Origin of the sequence: Stutzerimonas zhaodongensis, assembly GCF_003696365.1 — a bacterium.
GTDB lineage: Bacteria > Pseudomonadota > Gammaproteobacteria > Pseudomonadales > Pseudomonadaceae > Stutzerimonas > Stutzerimonas zhaodongensis.
This window is the reverse complement of record NZ_RFFM01000002.1, coordinates 1,096,485-1,114,066: the sequence shown is the minus strand read 5'-3', so window position 1 is coordinate 1,114,066 and position 17,582 is coordinate 1,096,485. Positions and strand designations below refer to the sequence as shown.

Genomic DNA, 17,582 nt, shown 5'->3' with positions numbered 1-17,582 from the left:
TTGCGAGCACAAAAAAAACCGGCCTAGGCCGGTTTTTTTCAAGAACATGCAGTTTAGGCTGCAGCAGCTTCGCCGAGGGCCTTGATGTGGCCGTTCAGGCGGCTTTTATGCCGAGCTGCTTTGTTCTTGTGGATGATGCCTTTGTCGGCCATACGGTCGATTACAGGCACGGCTGCGGTGTAAGCAGTACGAGCTTTATCCAGATCTTTTGCATCAATGGCTTTGACCACATTCTTGATGTAGGTACGAACCATGGAGCGCAAGCTGGCGTTGTGGCTGCGACGCTTCTCAGCCTGAATTGCGCGTTTTTTGGCGGAAGGGCTGTTGGCCACCGTCGAACTCCTCGAAAACGTGGGATTACAAAGCAAATAAGGCCGCGAATCATGCCGATGCGGCGAAGGCTTGTCAAGCGTGCTTGTAGATTGATGACGCTGGCCTGACAGATGGGGTGCCGCTAAACTCGCGGCCTCTTTATCTGTCGTAATTGCCCGTCTACTCCGGTGGCCTGGGCCCGGCCGGAACTTCTGCAGCAACTCTAGGAAAACTAATGTCCGAGACATCCGCTAAAGGTGGCTTGTTGCGTTCCAGCGCGGTAGTCAGTGTCATGACACTGCTGTCGCGAGTGCTGGGCATGGTACGCGATATGGTGGTGGCGAGCTACTTCGGGTCCGGTGCGGCAGCGGACGCATTTTTCATTGCGTTCAAGATCCCCAATTTTCTACGGCGCCTGTTTGCCGAAGGAGCTTTCGCTCAGGCTTTCGTCCCTGTCTTGTCTGAGTATCGGACCAAGCGAACGCTGCTCGAGGTCAAGCTGCTGGTCGATCGGACGGCTGGCATGCTTGGTTTGATCCTCACCGGGATCACGGCCATTGGGGTCCTGGCCTCTCCTTATGTTGTCATGCTGTTTGCGCCAGGCTTTCATGATGATCCGGCAAAAATGCAGCTGGCCGGCGAGCTGCTGCGCATCACGTTTCCTTATCTACTACTGATCTCGCTTACCGCCTTTACGTCTGGAGTGCTTAACACGTATGGGCATTTTGCGGTTCCGGGCTTCACCCCGGTATTGCTCAACGTTTGCATGATCACATCTGCGATTTTCCTGACCCCTTATTTCGATCAGCCGATCATGGCGCTTGCCTGGGGTGTATTCATTGCCGGCTTCGCTCAGTTGGCTTTTCAGCTCCCATATGTGGCGAAGCTGGGGTTGCTGCCAAGACCGCGTGTGAAGTTCGGCGACGAGGGCGTGCGGCGGATCATGATGCTGATGGTGCCTGCGCTGTTTGGCGTGTCCGTCAGCCAGATCAATCTTCTGCTCGACACTGTGCTCGCTTCGTTTTTGCAGACAGGTAGCGTGTCCTGGCTGTACTACGCCGATCGGCTTTCGGAATTGCCGCTTGGTGCCTTTGGTATTGCGATAGGTACGGTCATACTGCCCAGCCTGTCCCGTCAACATGCCGGTGAAGACCCCAAGGCGTTTTCCAATACCCTGAACTGGGCGCTGCGCATGGTGTTGCTGGTTGGTATTCCAGCAGCATTGGCTTTAGGGATTCTGGCCGAGCCGCTGATTGCCAGCCTTTTCTTCTACGGAGCAATGAGTGAGGAAGCGGTCGTTCAGTCCGCCAATGCGCTCGAAGCCTACTCGTTAGGCGTGTTGGCGTTCATGCTGATCAAGGTGTTGGCGCCGGGGTTCTTCGCTCGCCAGGATTTGAAAACGCCGGTGCGGGTTGCAATCATTTGCATGGTCGCCAACATGGTGATGAACCTGATTCTGATCTGGCCGCTCAAGCACGTCGGGCTTGCGCTGGCGACTTCGCTGTCATCGATGCTCAACGCCGGACTGCTGTTCTGGGGGCTGTACCGCGTTGGCGTCTTCCAGTTCGCGCCGGGCTGGAGTGCGTTTCTTCTGCGGCTGGCGGGTGGTTGCGCTGCGATGGTGGCAATAGTCTGGTGGCTGAACGCGCCGTCGGTCGAATGGTTCGCATGGAGCTGGCAAGAGCGGGCGTTGCAACTCGCCATCCTGGTTTTCGCGGGGTTGGGCGCTTTTGCGGCAGCGCTGATTTTGCTCGGATTGCGACCTCGCCACCTTCGTCACTGATCGAGGTTCAAGCGGATGGCAAACCTGTCCGCGGCTGCTGCCTCATGCGTATAATCGACGACTTTTCAATCAAGAAGTGCGGTATGCAGCTGGTTCGAGGTCTTCATAACCTGCGGCCCCGGCATCGGGGTTGCGTCGCCACTATTGGCAATTTTGACGGCGTTCACCGAGGCCACCAGGCAATCCTGGCGCGTCTTCGTGAGCGTGCGGCCGAGCTTGGGCTGCCGAGCTGCGTAGTGATCTTCGAACCCCAGCCCCGAGAGTATTTTGCGCCGAGCCAAGCACCTGCGCGATTGACCCGGCTACGCGAAAAACTGCATCTGCTCCATGAGCAGGGCGTCGATCTGGTGCTGTGCCTGGCGTTCAATCGCAGGTTGCGCGAGTTGAGCGCTTCGGAGTTCGTCCATGCAACGCTGGTCGAAGGGCTCGGCGTCAAGCATCTGGAAGTAGGTGATGATTTCCGCTTCGGCTGTGATCGAGCGGGTGATTTCAACTTCCTGATGAAGGCAGGTGTCACCGAAGGTTTTACCGTCGAGGCGGCAACAACGATTGAAGTCGATGGCGACCGAGTGAGCAGTACTCGGCTGCGACAGGTACTTGCAGAGGGTGATCTGACGCTGGCTGAAAAGCTGCTAGGTCGGCCCTTCAGCATTTCTGGTCGGGTCATGCATGGTCAGGCTCTGGGGCGCCAGTTAGGCGCCCCGACGGCTAACATTCAATTGAAGCGCAAGAGTACGCCCCTCAGCGGCGTGTTCATGGTCAGCACTGAAGTCGATGGGCAGACGCAGCCGGCAGTCGCCAACATCGGTATGCGCCCATCAGTCGAAAGCGATGGCAATCCGCACTTGGAAGTGCATCTGTTGAATTACCAGGGCGATTTATATGGTCGTCAGTTGCGCGTGACCTTTCACCACAAGCTGCGCGATGAGCAGCGCTTTGCCTCATTGGATGCACTAAAGGCGGCGATTGAAGCGGATATCGCCGCGGCTCGCGAATACTGGCGGGCTTCACCCTTCACCACGAGTCAGGACTGAAATGACCGATTACAAAGCGACCCTCAATCTGCCGTCCACGGCGTTTCCGATGAAGGCCGGTCTGCCACAGCGCGAGCCGGAGATCCTGCAGCGCTGGGACAGCATTGACCTCTATGGAAAGCTGCGGCAGATCGGAGAGGGTCGCCCGAAGTTCGTCCTGCACGACGGCCCGCCGTACGCCAACGGCAGCATCCACATCGGGCATGCGGTGAACAAGGTCATAAAGGATTTCATCGTTCGCTCCAAGACATTGGCCGGTTTCGATGCGCCTTATGTGCCTGGTTGGGATTGCCATGGTCTGCCGATCGAGCACAAGGTCGAGATCACCTTTGGCAAGAATCAGCCAGCTGACCTGACCCGCGAGCGCTGCCGTACCTACGCCGCCGAGCAGATCGAAGGACAGAAGGCCGACTTCATCCGCCTTGGTGTGCTCGGTGAGTGGGACAACCCCTACCGCACCATGGATTTCGCCAACGAAGCCGGAGAAATCCGGGCGCTGTCCAAGATGGTCGAAGGTGGGTTTGTCTTCAAAGGTTTGAAGCCGGTGAACTGGTGCTTCGACTGCGGTTCGGCGCTGGCCGAAGCTGAGGTCGAATACCAGGACAAGAAATCCGATGCTATCGATGTGGCATTTCAGGTCGAAGATGCCGACAAACTGGCTGCGGCTTTCGGCATCGCCGAGTTGGTCAAGCCGGCCAGCATCGTCATCTGGACCACAACGCCTTGGACCATCCCAGCCAACCAGGCGCTCAACGTCCATCCCGACTTCGTCTATGCCCTGGTCGATACTGGAAATCAGCTCTTGGTGCTTGCCGAAGAACTGGTCGAGTCATGTCTGCAACGCTACGAACTGCAGGGTGAGATCATCGCTCGCTGCGAAGGCCGAGCGTTGGAGCTTATCCGCTTCCGGCATCCTTTCTATGAGCGTTTCGCACCGGTATATCTGGCAGATTATGTCGAGACCGGTGCCGGCACAGGTATCGTTCACTCCGCCCCGGCGTATGGTGAGGACGACTTCCGGTCCTGTAAGCAGTACGGCATGGAAAATGATGACATCCTCAGTCCCGTGCAGAGCCATGGGGTCTATGTATCTGACTTGCCTTTCTTTGGCGGGCAGTTCATCTGGAAGGCCAATCCAGCGATCGTTGAGAAATCGCGTGAAGTGGGTGCGCTGCTCAAACACGAGTCGATCCAGCACAGCTATATGCATTGCTGGCGGCACAAGACGCCGCTGATCTACCGCGCGACGGCACAGTGGTTCGTCGGTATGGACAAGGTGGCCCATGACGGCAGCTCACTGCGTCGCCGGGCGCTGGATGCCATCGAGCAGACCGAGTTCGTACCCGCCTGGGGCCAGGCGCGACTGCACGGCATGATCGCCGGACGGCCTGATTGGTGCATCTCGCGCCAGCGCACCTGGGGCGTACCTATTCCGTTCTTCCTGCATAAGGAAAGCGGCGAGTTGCACCCGCGCACCGTCGATTTGATGGAAGCCGTTGCGCAGCGCGTGGAGCAGGGCGGCATCGAGGCGTGGTCGAAGCTGGACGCGGCCGAACTCTTGGGTGACGAGGCGGCGCAGTACGAGAAGATCAGTGACACTCTGGACGTCTGGTTCGACTCCGGCACTACCCACTGGCACGTCATGCGTGGCTCCCATCCTATGGGTCATGAAAGCGGACCGCGCGCAGACCTCTATCTCGAAGGCTCCGATCAGCATCGTGGTTGGTTCCATTCGTCGCTGCTGACTGGTTCTGCCATTGACGGTCACGCGCCTTACAGAGGGCTGCTGACGCACGGTTTCGTGGTCGATGAGAACGGCCGCAAGATGTCCAAATCGCTGGGCAACGTCGTCGCGCCGCAGGAAGTTACCGACACTCTGGGTGCCGATATCCTGCGCTTGTGGGTTGCCTCTACCGACTACTCCGGTGAGATGGCGGTTTCCAAAGTTATCCTCCAGCGCAGTGCGGACTCCTATCGGCGGATTCGCAATACCGCGCGCTTTCTACTCTCCAACCTCGACGGTTTTGATCCCGAGCAGCATCAGGTTCCGGTCGATCAGATGATTGCACTCGACCGCTGGGCCATCGACCGTGCCCTGTTGTTGCAGCGGGAAATAGAAGAAGCCTACAGCACGTACAAGTTCTGGAATGTCTACCAGAAGGTGCACAACTTCTGCGTGCAGGAGTTGGGCGGCTTCTATTTGGACATCATCAAGGATCGCCAGTACACCACCGGTGCCGATAGCCTTCCCCGGCGCTCCTGCCAAACCGCGCTGTATCACATTGCAGAAGCGCTGGTGCGCTGGATCGCGCCTATCCTGTCATTCACCGCTGATGAGATATGGCAGTACCTGCCAGGCGAGCGCAACGAATCGGTGATGCTCAACACTTGGTATGAACGCCTCACCGAACTGCCGTCCGACATCGAGTTGGGTCGCGAATTCTGGGATCGGGTAATGGCCGTGAAGGCCGCGGTCAACAAGGAGCTAGAAGCCCAGCGGGCCGCCAAGACAATCGGCGGCAACTTGCAGGCCGAGGTTGTGCTGTATGCCGAGGACTCATTGGTCAACGACCTGTCCAAGCTGGGTAACGAGCTGCGCTTCGTACTGATTACCTCTGCCGTCACGGTGGCGCCTTTTGCCAGCGCACCGACTGAAGCCGTGCAGAGCGAGCTGGCTGGCTTGAAGCTCAAAATCAGCAAAACGGATCACTCCAAGTGCGGCCGATGCTGGCATCATCTTCCAGATGTTGGCACACATGCCGCACATGCCGAGATCTGTGGACGCTGCATCGAGAACATCGAGGGTGCTGGTGAGGTCCGCCATTATGCGTAGCGTCAGGGCCCATGCCGGCGTAGGTGGCAACGTATGAGCGCTCGTCTCGGCAAGCTGACGTGGCTCTGGCTGAGCATCCTGGTCATCGCGCTGGATCAGGCGACTAAGCATTACTTCGAGGCTAATTTCAGCCTGTACCAGAAGCTTGACGTCATTCCCGGTTATTTCGCCTGGACATTGGCGTACAACACGGGCGCGGCGTTCAGCTTCCTCGCGGATCATTCGGGTTGGCAGCGTTGGCTGTTCGCCGCCATCGCGCTTGGCGTCAGTGCGGTGCTGGTTGTCTGGATGAAGCGTTTGAAACCCGAGGAAACCTGGCTCGCTGTCGCTCTCGCGCTGGTATTGGGTGGCGCGCTCGGAAACCTCTATGACCGCGTCGTACTTGGTCATGTAGTCGACTTCATTTTGGTGCATTGGCAGAACCGCTGGTACTTCCCAGCATTCAATGTCGCGGACAGCGCTATCACCATAGGCGCTGTAATGCTGGCGCTTGACATGTTCCGTAGCAGTAAAACGGGAGAAACCGTAAATGAGTGAGCAGCGCATCGGGCAGGGTATGCAGGTGACAATGCATTTCTCGCTCAGTCTCGAAAATGGCGAGCTGGTGGATAGTACCTTCGACAAGCAGCCGGCAACGTTCAAGATTGGCGATGGCAACTTGCTGCCAGGATTCGAACAACAGCTGTTCGGGCTCAGGGCGAGTGACAAGCGCAGTTTCCAGATCGCTCCTGAACAGGGATTTGGCCAGCACAACCCGCAGAACGTTCAAGTCATGCCGCGTAGCCAGTTCGAAGGCATGGAGCTGTCCGAGGGATTGCTGGTGATCTTCAACGATGCAGCTAAGACTGAGCTTCCAGGCATCGTCAAAAGCTTCGATGAGCGCCAGGTCACCGTGGATTTCAATCATCCGTTGGCAGGCAAGGCGCTGACCTTCGAAGTGGAGGTATTCGAGGTTCAGCCGGTCTGATTCGTCCGGTCGTTTGCGTTCGCTGTTGTACGAGCCAGAGGGGCACTCAGTCCTTGCTGGCGATTAGGCCGCAGCATCCTGCATTCTTCCTAATGACCCAGTTTAACGTCGTGCCTACAACAGCCGGTACACTTCACAACTTACCCGCCCCCGAGCGTCGAGAACCCTTATGCAGATCAAACTCGCCAATCCGCGTGGCTTTTGTGCCGGTGTCGACCGTGCCATCGAAATCGTCAACCGTGCGCTCGAGGTGTTCGGTCCCCCGATCTACGTGCGCCACGAAGTCGTGCACAACAAGTTCGTTGTAGAAGATCTGCGCGAGCGGGGCGCCATATTCGTCGATGAGCTGGATCAGGTGCCGGATGGCTTTATCGTCATATTCAGCGCGCATGGCGTCTCTCAAGCGGTGAAGATGGAAGCGGAAAAGCGCGGCCTAAAGGTATTCGATGCGACTTGCCCACTGGTGACCAAGGTGCATCTGGAAGTCACCAAATACAGCCGTGAGGGCCGCGAATGCATCCTGATCGGGCATGAAGGGCATCCTGAGGTCGAAGGCACCATGGGCCAATACGACACAGCCAATGGAGGCGCCATCTATCTCGTGGAGGACGAACAGGACGTCGCCGAACTTAAAGTCCGTAACCCGGAGGCCTTGGCGTTCGTGACGCAGACGACGCTGTCGATGGATGACACCAGTCGAGTAATCGATGCATTGCGCACACGCTTTCCGAGCATCGGTGGCCCGCGCAAGGACGACATCTGTTACGCCACACAGAACCGTCAGGACGCGGTCAAGCAACTGGCTGACGAGTGCGACGTCGTGCTGGTAGTGGGCAGCCCCAACAGCTCCAACTCCAATCGCCTGCGCGAGCTTGCTGAGCGCATGAACACGCCGGCGTACCTCATTGACGGCGCGGAAGACTTAAAGCGGGAGTGGTTCGAGAACATCGAGCGCATCGGCATAACCGCCGGAGCTTCAGCACCTGAAGTGCTGGTGCGTGGGGTCATTGATCAGCTGAAAGAGTGGGGCGCGGCTGGCTTGGATGAGCTTGATGGGCGACCGGAGAACGTGACGTTTTCGATGCCGAAGGAGTTGCGGTTGAAGGCCATTTAAACAGACCACACATAAATAAAGCCCGGCTATGCCGGGCTTTTGTTTTTTCTCTTAACGTTTCCAACATTCCGCAAGCGTCATCCCTGCTTTCTGCCCCTTGGCGCCGGTATTGCTAAGCGTCAACATCCCGCATTTATCGTTGGCCATGCTTCCTGTAGGTGTCGCCACAAGAAGGTATGTCGAGGCATCAGGGCTACCATCAGCGAAGTCTATATCGTACGTCTTAGACGATCCGTCCCTGGGTGCCTGGGCGAACGGCAAAGATGTCGCATTTCCTTCACCATTCTTATCGTAGCGACCATTGGCGGTGTAGTGACGCTCCATGAAATGTGAGAGTTCCATCAGAGCTGATTGCGCATCTGCACGCTTCGCGCTACGGACGTATTCTTGATAGCTTGGGTAGGCAATGGCGGCGATGATTCCAATGATCGCGACTACGATCATCAGCTCGATCAAAGTAAAGCCACGACTGCTCGGACGGCGGCGCATAGATACCATCACAGGTTGTTCCTCACTTCGTGCCATGACAGGCGATTGGAGTCGTTGTTATCTCCCATGACCTCAATACATACCGGAGTTACACCCTCAGAGCCGGTACTAGAGGCTGAGCTGGCATAGCAGAGGTAACGCTTGCCTGTGCTTTGGTCGTTCAGGCCGATTGTGCCTTTCACGGCACCCTCATTTGGATCCGCTACCCCGCTTACCGGGACTTTCGTTCCATCTTCGAGCTCAATGTAGTCGCTCTCGTCAATTTTTCCGTCACCGTTGTAATCGAAGTAGGAATACGCAAGCCGGCTACCTGTAGCCAGGTCGAGGCTCATGATCCAGCTTGTTCCGCCAGCATCGCAAGGGTCGGCGGATGGGATAAGCGTGCTGAATGTAACCCTGTTTCCACCTAACTGGGCTTGGGAGATTACTCGCTCCCCCTTGGCCCCTGGTCCGCCTCGGCCGGTCTTCCAAACCAAGTCCATATACCAACCATTATCGCCTTCAACCATGGCGTTCTGGCTGACAGCCCGGCCATTGAGTTCGGTACCGGACACCTCTTTGAGGATTTCTTGCTCCCTCAAGGTGCGACGTCCTTCGATTTGAGCACCACTGTCAATGACGCCATAGAACGATTGAACTTGCGGGGATGTCGGGATCTCGTTATCTGTGGTCTGATAAAAACTGCCCGTCCCGAACACCAGGATGACCTTGCGATCCTTGGTGTAGGCCGCATCAAGCGGCGCGGTGATTGGCTGGCGGATTCCGGCACTGTCCTTGGCTATGAACAAGGGTCCAATACTGCCGCCTGTTTTCAAAGCCGCTGGTGCGTCCCAGTTGCCGACAGTTGTGCTGTTGATATCCAGGCGCCATACGTTGCCCTTGGTATCTCCGACGTATAACCGGTCGGCAACTCGATCGTTGTCCAGATCGACCGAAAGAGGGGAGCCCAGGTCGCCGCTGTTTGGTAGATCAAAGCGCTTTAGTACACTGCCGTTCGACGCGTCGAGAATCCAGACATATCCGTTAGTGGTTGTTGAAGGTCTAGCGTATCCACTGGTCACGACCACGCCGAACTTACCGTTATAAAGAGGCACAAGGCTAGGCCGCCCGAGGCTGTAACCCATTTCCGGGTGCGTGAACTCCCAAAGGAAGTTTCCGCTAGACATGCTGCCGGGATTTGAGATGTCCAGCGCGAAGATGCTTCTGCCGCCCGCGCCAGAGGAACCAACTACTACTGTTTTCCACTGATTACCCACCAGCGCATCGCCGATCCGTGGCGTGCCATCTACGTAGTAGCGGTGGGAATAGGTAGGCTCCGTGAGTTGGTAAAGGTCTTTGATCAGTTCGTTTGGCACATAGGCAAAAAGCTCTTTGCCCCCCGCCGCTCCTAGACTCGCATTGAATCCGTGCAGCATTCCGTCGTTCGCGCCCACCACAACAAGAGGGGGGCGGTTCTGGTAAGAACTCTGGGCGCGAAAAGCGGTGTACGCGCTCTTTATGGTGTTCGTAAAACCAGCGCTTTCGGGCAGCTGCGAATAGCCGAAATTCTGTTTGTGGATATATTGCGGGTCAGAGTTGGCAATGTCGCCGAGACGGCTGCCTCTCTGGCGGAATGGGTTGTTTGGGGCGGTATCTGTCCGCTCCTTGCTGCGGTCACCGCGAATGAATGCGAGCCGATCCTGGCCAACCTGTTCGGTCGCTAAGGTTCCGCCGGCAGTCGCGCGCAGGGCGTTCCGTTGAGTCGTGTTCAATTGCTCCCAAAAGAAGGTGCGGCCCGTGGTAGATCTCAAGGCACCTGAGGTGCCGTCCGCGGTCGGAGGGGCTGAGGTAAGAATCACGCGGTCAGCCAACTGAGCATTGCTTAGCTCATCCAGCTTCGCTGCTGCTTTCCAGCTCGGTGTAGCGCTAACTGTTCCGTTGGCAGATACGGCTTTCGCTAGCAGATCGCCGCTCCAATTGGCGCTATCGAGCATTGACTGAAATACCGCTGTACCGGTGTCAAGCTTTGTAGAGTTGGTCGACAGGGCTGCGGTAGTGCTGCGCACTTCGTCAGCAATATTTGCGAACGCGGTTTTAAGACTTTCGACCATTTTGGTGGCATCGCTTGCCACATAAAAATTCCGTGGACGAAAGTCGTTCTGTTCGGTCCGGTCTCCGTCTGTCCACCAGGCCGTCGGTATAGCTTCGGTCCGTTCATAAGGGTCGCCGAAGTTGACATCTTCCGGGATTTTCAAGCCACCATACTTTGCCGCTAACCAATATTGATTCTTCGCCCTGCCTTTCAATACGCCATTTTCACGAACATCGACCCAATGGGTGGATAGCAGCTGTTTGCCACTGATATCGTCGCGCAAGTCGACTGTGTTGGCGTGATACGCCATCCCGGCGATGTAGGCAGAGTTGTTGCTGCAGCAGTCTCCAAATGCGGTAGCGGCAGTTGCCTTAGTGTCGACGCCTTCTAGCGTGCCTACCTTTGCAGTCGCGGTGGTCACATTAAAAGAGTCAGCCGTTATCTGCGCTGGGGTCGCTGGTTCCAGGTTACTTTTGGTGGCACCCGGGAGGTTACGGTCGGCGTGGGTGTTAGTATCGCCAATGCCTAGAATCACGTTCTTCTGACACGCATATTGAATGGGGTCGTTCCAGTTTGTAACAACCGGGAACCCATCCAACCATTTATCCTTCGCCGCATTACTTGGAGCTGCGTTGTGGGCTGGTGATGGGGTGCTATATTCAGTCACGTTTCCGAGGTTTCGAAAGTAACGAAATGCCGAGTAATAAAGCTCGCTGACGGGATCATTGCTCTTATGGTTGTAGGTGGTAAGTTGTCCAAACTTGTTAAGATAGTTGATAACTCCGCTGTTAGTCACTGCGCGACCAAAAGCTGTTTGCGTTGCAGTGGCATCAGCAGGATTCGGGTTGGTCACCAAAACGCCGGTCACGCTGCTCCACTCGGTCTGAGCGTTCTCAAGCTGTCCGGCTACACCTCGCTCTCTTTTAAGTGGTCCGATATATTTCTGCCCGGCACGTAGCACGCCGCCGTCGCGAAGCTGATTCTCGTCGTTGAGATAACCGAACACGCTATAACGTATACTCTCATTGTACTGTTGGAGCAGCCCTTCGGGTTTGTAGTTAGTGTCACTATACTTCTTGCAATTGGCTTCTAGCTGGCCTGGGACGCAAACTTTGACCCGCATTTTTAGACGATAAACTGTCTTGATTGTGTTGTTAGTAGGTTTATAGCTTTTGAGGAGTCGGCCGGCATCCCAAGGTGCGGTGATCGTCGGGTCGTATGCAACCTGCTCAAGTTTAGCTGCGTCGGTGTCGTCTAGCTTGTCGTTCCAAGTTGAGAACAACATGTCAACACCCAGGCCACTTAAGCGTAGGTAAAAGTTGGTCCAGTCACTTTTTGCGGGGGTGGCACCCACTATTTCCGTCTGAGGAATATTAGCGTTTGCGGTTCGATTGCCGGCGGCGCTTTGACCAGTATGGCGTGCTTTTTCAAGTACTGTCAGGCCTACTTCATCCTTGTAGCGGTATCCGCCTGTAAGCGCACTCCGGAAAGGATCGATAGTTGGTGTGCCCGCCCAGTTAAGAAAATTGCCGCTCCATTGTTTAGCGCCGCCACACTTCCTGGCGTTAGCGTACCCATCTGGCTGGAACCACTCATTGGTCTTGTCGTATGTATAGCACTTGGCGGAGTCGAAATAGCCGAGGTATATATTGGCTGAACTGTAATTGCCTGTGTTGGCGATTGACAGAAGTGTCGGCCATTCTACTGATGGGACAAGAGCAAGGTTGCCAGGAACGTTGCCTCCACCGAGCAGCAATGGCGTCTGCGACACGTCAGCTGCGGCTTGGCCAGCGCTAAGTGTCCAGATCAATGCAGTTCCGGCAAGCACTAGCGGGCGGGATTTAGACCAAAATCCACTTTCAGACATGTGGCGGTTTTTGAGCGGCATCATGTCACTCCTCTACGAAATACAGTGAACGAAGGGTTACCTTCGAATCTGGGCTGGCGCCGGTGCCTGTGGCTTCGATGCGTACCAGGACGAAATCGAGAATCAGCGACTCTCCAGCGGCAAGTGAGTCGCCCCCTGCAGTCGTCGAATTGACCATGTTCTGCATATCGAGCTGTCCGGGGTGCGGAAGCCGCGTAATGGTGTAGGTCGGCTTGCTGGCGACCTCGCCGGTAAAGCCATTGAAAGTGACTACCGTAGGCGGCACAACTGTGTTCCCTATCCGGTTGTCTATGGGGTATTTGGTGTCGCTAATAAGATTGGCATAGTCAGTTCTGACTTCCTGCTCGGCGAAGCGGAGTGCTGCTTCTGCAGCCTGAAAGGCAAGGCTCTGATCGCGCATGTTGCCAGCCATGCGCTCCTGCAGATTGGTATCGCGCATCGCCGCAGCACCAAGGACGGTAAGCAGGAGAAGCATGATGAGTGCGACGAGCAGCACGGCGCCGCGCTGCTTCGATTGGCTGAAAGATCCATTTCTCATGGCAGACGATTCCGTATGGCAACCGTGGCGGTGTAGACCTGGGCGACACGGTTGTTCTTGATGGTGACGGTGCCGTCATTCCCGTAAGTCGCGTATTCGTCGTCCCTGTTTATGCCGATGATTGCGGGAAATACGAACTTCTGAGGTTCGTCCAGAACATTGGTCTCAGGACTGATGGCAATAACCGAGATGCGAGCTGAAACCACCTTGTTCCAGTCGCCGGCACCGCTTGCGGTGAGGTTGTTGGTACCCGCCTTGACATATTCATCGGCAAGGCGGTCACCATCTTTGTCAATTCCATATGTCACCTGCATCTCAATAATGCCCTCAACCAATTCTTCCATTTTCGGGCTTGGGCTAAGCACGCGACGCCAAAGCGAGGGCAGGCGACCATCGTTATTTCGAATGAAATAGGTGTGGCTGCGCAAAATGTGCGCTGTCATAAAACCGTTATATGACTGGCTCCACTGTTGATTGATATTGCCGGGTGTGGCATTGCCACCAGCTTTCTGAAATGCACTTGCGTTGTTGTTGTTGGTGTTTTGAAATACCTCGCAGCCCGTGGAGTTGGCGAGGAGAATAATTTGTCCGGCATACGCATCGGTACTTTTATCAACTGTTAAGCTTTGGGCGTTGGTGTTGTTAGTCCCGTTGGCCTGGAACTCTTGACCATCTCCAGCATACTTAACTACAAACGAGTCGGTATTAGCGCGCGTCGTATCGGCAGCTGCGAAAAACACCGGTTTCGTGTTATCCCACCCTTGAATGGCGGGTGACGTGCTGTAGGCATTTTGAAGGTTTGCGTTCGCATTACTAATATTCAGGTGATTTGAAGGTTCACTTAGACACTCGCCTTTATATCCCGCTTGCCGGACATCGAAAGCAATGAACTCAGTCGCAAATCGACCTGCTTCCTGTACGCGTGCAACGGCAATATTGGTGCGGTACATATCCTTACTGGACAAAAAAACCTGCAGAACCCCGCCGAGCAAGATCAGGCTGATCAGCATGGCGACCATTAGCTCGACGAGCGACAAGCCCATCTGCTGTTTCGAAGAGACTTGTTTCATAGCTGTGTCCGGTAAACGAAGGTTTCGCGGTCGTTCTCTTCGGCATCGTCGATGCGTCCGCGGTTGTCATTCCATTCGATGGATACGGTGAACAGCCGACCATTACGCACCACACTGCCGCGGGCATCGGGAGATAAGAGGCAGGAGAGTGAGTTCAGCCACTCGGCGACGTCTCTTTGTGCAAGGGTTCCGCTCGGAGCGAGCTGCGGGTTGCACGTTTCGTTCTTAAGGGCAATGTCGTATACCCCGTTGAGCGCATCGGCCCGATTGGCCCGCATGCGGTCGATCACGTCGTAAGCCAGCACGGTTGCCTGGGATCGGTAGTAGGCGCTCTGGTTGCTCTGCAGTGCGGTCATTTGCATGCCCGCAAGTCCTAGCAACCCGACCGAAAGAATCAACATGGCCACCAGCACTTCGATAAGTGTCGCGCCTCGCTGAATGCTTGCAGGTTTTAAATTTTGTCTCATGGGCAAGTTCCTTTTGCGCTTGTAGCCCGTCCCGTAGCTGTGAGCGCGATGGTGTACTGGGGCTTGCCAGTGCAGTTTGCAAAAGCAACGGTGAAGGTCGAGTCAACAGCATCGTCTGCCTTGACCAGCAAACCGTTCGGGCGATAGGTCAGTGTTTCGTTGGGGCCAGTAACGGTATCTCGCCCGCCAACTGCTTCCCATACGCGCAGTACCGCTCCACCATTTACCTTTACAAGCCAGCCGTTGCCCCAGTCCGTAGCGTTGGCACAAACTTCGCCATTGCGTCGGCATATATCGACCTTGGCGCCTCGCTTAACTGCTTCGGAGCGGGCGTATTGCAGCGCACCTAAGAGATCGTTTGATATCGTCTGGGTCCGGTTGCTCTGGATGAGGTTGGTGAAAGAAGGTGCAGCGATCGCCATCACGATGGCCAGAACCGCCAGGGTGACAAGCAACTCGATAAGGGTGAAAGCTCGGGAATACCGCATGGTTTTTCTCGATTTTAAAGTCATCAGATCATCCCGATAAGCCGTTGCGCTTCCTATTGTCCCCGGACGTCCGGTTGGTTTCGTAGGTTGTGCGGCATGTTAGGTGCAATGGTCGTCAGCAGTGGGTGTCCCAAGTCTCGCTCGTCCTGTGACATTGATCACAACCGTCTTAAGCGCTACACGTTGGCGGCAAAGAATGAAGGTGCCGTTCAGGCTGTGGGTCGTACCGTCCGGTTTGAAGGTCATGTGCCGCTGCTGGCGAGAGTTTCGCCAGGTCCAGTCGAGACTCGCGTCTATCATCGATATCCGAAGTGAAGCGTCTTCTATATCAAGCTTGCCGTTACCGTTCAGGTCTTCGAACGTCAGTATCTGGCCACTCCAGCTTCGCGTGCCGTTACAGTTCTCCTGGCCTGCGCAAATGCTCACGGGCCGTCTGCTTGTTATCGCCCGGCTTCTAGCGAAATTGAGGTCGGCTACTAGCTGATTGATCTGAGTGCGCTGGCGAACCGACTCGATGGCTGAAGTAAAGCTGGGGATGGCTATGGCCAACACGACGGCAAGTACCGTCAGCGTCATAAGCAACTCAACAAGCGTGAAGCCTTGATCCTTGTCTGGCATGGTGCAGGTCCTTTGCACGTATCATCTGCCGCCGTCCTGGCGGTGTCTTTTGCTCCATTCCGCCAACTTCCAGTTGGCGAGTGAGCTTTGTAGACCAGCGTGGCGGAGAGTCCAAGGACGAAAAGCTGGAAATGTGAACCCGAGTGCCGGAGGTGGAGTGAAGCGACAGACTATTGTGGTGGGCGGTGGTGTCATTGGATTGCTGTCTGCCTATGGGCTGGCGGCCGGGGGCGTTCCCGTAACCTTGATCGATGCGTCGGACACTGGCACCGAAGCCTCCTGGGCCGGCGGCGGTATCGTTTCTCCGCTCTATCCCTGGCGTTACAGCGCCGCAGTAACGGCGTTGGCCCATTGGTCGCAGGATTACTATCCGGGGCTTGGCGAGGTGTTGAAGCAGCAGAGCGGTGTGGATCCGGAGGTGCACGAGACCGGGCTTTACTGGTTGGATCTTGAAGATGAAGACCACGCGCTGGCTTGGGCGCAGCGGGAAGGGCGAGCCCTTCACCGTGTCCACATGAAGGAGGTGCACGCCGCGGTCCCTGCGCTTGGTGACGGTTTCGCCAAGGCGGTGTACATGCCGGGCGTTGCCAACGTACGTAACCCAAGGCTGCTACAGGCGATGCGAGGGGCCTTGGCGCAGATGCCAAACGTGCGAATCGTCGAGCGCTGTCCAGTGCATGGCTTCGTGCGGGAAGGGCAGCGGATCTTAGGCGTTCAAACGGCGCTGGGAGAAATGCGGGCCGAGCAAGTGGTGGTCGCGGCGGGCGCCTGGAGCGGCAATCTGATAGCTCGCCTGGGTTTGGAATTACCGGTCCGGCCCATGAAAGGGCAGATGATCCTCTTCAAATGCGCCGAAGATTTCCTGCCCAGCATGGTGCTGGCCAAGCGGCGTTATGCGATTCCGCGGCGTGATGGGCATATTCTCGTCGGCAGTACATTGGAAGACGTCGGCTTCGACAAAACGCCCACTGAGGATGCACTGGAGAGCCTCAGGGCGACTGCTATCGACCTGCTGCCAGGGCTCGCCGATGCTAAGGTGATCAAGCACTGGGCAGGTCTCAGGCCCGCTTCGCCTGAAGGCATTCCTTATATAGGTGCGGTGCCGGGTTACGAGGGGTTATGGCTCAATTGCGGGCATTTCCGAAATGGACTCGTACTGGCACCGGCGTCCTGTCAGTTGCTCGCTGAGCTGATGCTGGGGCGTGCCCCCTGTATTGATCCCTCGCCGTATGCGCCGGTTGGCAGGCTCTGACGTCGGTTGCGGACCTGCTGGCGAATCTGACTGCGAGAGGGCGCCTCTCTGCCGAGCTTGCTGCTTGAAGCTCGGTGCAAGAAATCAAAGCTTCGCCGGAGTTCGGGCCTCGCGCATTACCGCTGTCACCGTTCGACTTCGTCCTCGCCGACGGCGCTCCTGGTATCGGTATCGAAGGGTGGCGTCCGGGTCTACGTCTGATTCGTTTTTGCTGTTAAATTGCGCGGCTGTGTGGCACTGGGCGTAGCGGTGCCGATTTCTTCGCTCAAGAGGTTCGTGTGGCCAAGAAAACCACCTCCTTCTCCGGCCTTGGTGGCCTCGTTTTTTCTACCGATTCCGGGCGGCATTGTCCGAGCTGCAGCCAGCCGCTGGACGCTTGTATCTGCAAGCAGACGACCATTCCCGAAGGCGACGGCATCGCCCGGGTCCGCCGGGAAAGCAAAGGGCGGGGTGGCAAGACAGTGTCGACCATTACGGGTGTGCCACTTGCCGAGGCTGAGCTGAAGGACTTGGCCAGCGCACTCAAGCGTCGCTGCGGGACAGGCGGATCACTCAAGGAAGGCGTCATCGAAATACAAGGTGACCATGTTCAACTGCTGATCGATGAGCTGATCAAGCGCGGTTTCAAGGCCAAGAAGTCCGGCGGTTGACCGATTTC

General features: G+C 56.4%; 16 protein-coding genes. 8 read left to right on the top strand and 8 right to left on the bottom strand.

Features of this window, described 5'->3' with window-relative positions; translation table 11 throughout:
* Positions 1-53: 53 nt before the first annotated feature.
* On the bottom strand, positions 54-332 hold the full coding sequence (gene rpsT, locus EA797_RS13595) for a 30S ribosomal protein S20 (RefSeq protein WP_003281567.1): 279 nt from the start codon (positions 330-332) through the stop codon (positions 54-56).
* Positions 333-547: 215 nt separating this feature from the next.
* Between rpsT and murJ the strand changes: the two genes are divergently transcribed.
* The 6 genes from murJ to ispH all read left to right on the top strand — a co-directional run bounded on the left by murJ (position 548) and on the right by ispH (position 8,043).
* Positions 548-2,095, top strand: coding sequence for a murein biosynthesis integral membrane protein MurJ (murJ, locus tag EA797_RS13590; RefSeq protein ID WP_122165987.1), 1,548 nt, complete (start codon positions 548-550; stop codon positions 2,093-2,095).
* An 83-nt stretch (positions 2,096-2,178) separates the two neighbouring features.
* Positions 2,179-3,129 (top strand): bifunctional riboflavin kinase/FAD synthetase, encoded by a 951-nt coding sequence (ribF, locus tag EA797_RS13585; protein WP_122165985.1) that lies wholly within the window; start codon positions 2,179-2,181, stop codon positions 3,127-3,129.
* Position 3,130: 1 nt separating this feature from the next.
* Complete coding sequence (gene ileS, locus EA797_RS13580; protein WP_122165983.1) at positions 3,131-5,962, top strand: isoleucine--tRNA ligase; 2,832 nt, start codon at positions 3,131-3,133, stop codon at positions 5,960-5,962.
* Positions 5,963-5,995: 33 nt separating this feature from the next.
* Positions 5,996-6,499, top strand: a complete 504-nt coding sequence (gene lspA / locus EA797_RS13575) for a signal peptidase II (RefSeq protein WP_122165981.1) — start codon at positions 5,996-5,998, stop codon at positions 6,497-6,499.
* Entirely contained in the window at positions 6,492-6,929 is a 438-nt protein-coding gene (locus EA797_RS13570) for an FKBP-type peptidyl-prolyl cis-trans isomerase (protein ID WP_122165979.1), read from the top strand. The genes lspA and EA797_RS13570 overlap by 8 nt, the downstream gene beginning before the upstream one ends.
* Before the next feature lie 169 nt (positions 6,930-7,098).
* A complete protein-coding gene (gene ispH, locus EA797_RS13565; RefSeq protein ID WP_122165977.1) occupies positions 7,099-8,043 on the top strand; it encodes a 4-hydroxy-3-methylbut-2-enyl diphosphate reductase in 945 nt (314 codons plus the stop codon).
* 51 nt (positions 8,044-8,094) lie between these two features.
* On the opposite strand, the gene EA797_RS13560 is transcribed toward ispH, so the two are convergent.
* The 7 genes from EA797_RS13560 to EA797_RS13530 all read right to left on the bottom strand — a co-directional run bounded on the left by EA797_RS13560 (position 8,095) and on the right by EA797_RS13530 (position 15,672).
* On the bottom strand, positions 8,095-8,541 hold the full coding sequence (locus EA797_RS13560; protein WP_279635038.1) for a type IV pilin protein: 447 nt from the start codon (positions 8,539-8,541) through the stop codon (positions 8,095-8,097).
* On the bottom strand, positions 8,541-12,494 hold the full coding sequence (locus EA797_RS22020) for a pilus assembly protein (RefSeq protein ID WP_244214109.1): 3,954 nt from the start codon (positions 12,492-12,494) through the stop codon (positions 8,541-8,543). Before EA797_RS22020 ends, EA797_RS13560 begins: the two co-directional genes overlap by 1 nt.
* Position 12,495: 1 nt before the next feature.
* The gene (locus tag EA797_RS13550; RefSeq protein WP_122165975.1) at positions 12,496-13,029 is read right to left on the bottom strand and encodes a pilus assembly PilX family protein; all 534 of its coding nucleotides are present in this window, start codon (positions 13,027-13,029) and stop codon (positions 12,496-12,498) included.
* Positions 13,026-14,099: a PilW family protein gene (locus EA797_RS13545; RefSeq protein WP_122165974.1), complete on the bottom strand. Its 1,074-nt coding sequence runs from the start codon at positions 14,097-14,099 to the stop codon at positions 13,026-13,028. The genes EA797_RS13550 and EA797_RS13545 overlap by 4 nt, the downstream gene beginning before the upstream one ends.
* Positions 14,096-14,566 carry a type IV pilus modification protein PilV gene (pilV, locus tag EA797_RS13540; protein WP_122165972.1) on the bottom strand — a complete coding sequence of 157 codons (471 nt, stop codon included), beginning with the start codon at positions 14,564-14,566 and terminating at the stop codon, positions 14,096-14,098. The genes EA797_RS13545 and pilV overlap by 4 nt, the downstream gene beginning before the upstream one ends.
* Positions 14,563-15,054, bottom strand: coding sequence for a GspH/FimT family pseudopilin (locus tag EA797_RS13535; RefSeq protein WP_122165970.1), 492 nt, complete (start codon positions 15,052-15,054; stop codon positions 14,563-14,565). Before EA797_RS13535 ends, pilV begins: the two co-directional genes overlap by 4 nt.
* 99 nt (positions 15,055-15,153) lie before the next feature.
* A complete protein-coding gene (locus EA797_RS13530; protein ID WP_122165968.1) occupies positions 15,154-15,672 on the bottom strand; it encodes a GspH/FimT family pseudopilin in 519 nt (172 codons plus the stop codon).
* A gap of 157 nt (positions 15,673-15,829) precedes the next feature.
* Between EA797_RS13530 and thiO the strand changes: the two genes are divergently transcribed.
* Both thiO and EA797_RS13520 read left to right on the top strand, forming a co-directional pair.
* Complete coding sequence (thiO, locus tag EA797_RS13525) at positions 15,830-16,924, top strand: glycine oxidase ThiO (protein ID WP_122165966.1); 1,095 nt, start codon at positions 15,830-15,832, stop codon at positions 16,922-16,924.
* Positions 16,925-17,202: 278 nt separating this feature from the next.
* On the top strand, positions 17,203-17,574 hold the full coding sequence (locus EA797_RS13520; RefSeq protein ID WP_122165964.1) for a translation initiation factor Sui1: 372 nt from the start codon (positions 17,203-17,205) through the stop codon (positions 17,572-17,574).
* Positions 17,575-17,582: the final 8 nt, after the last annotated feature.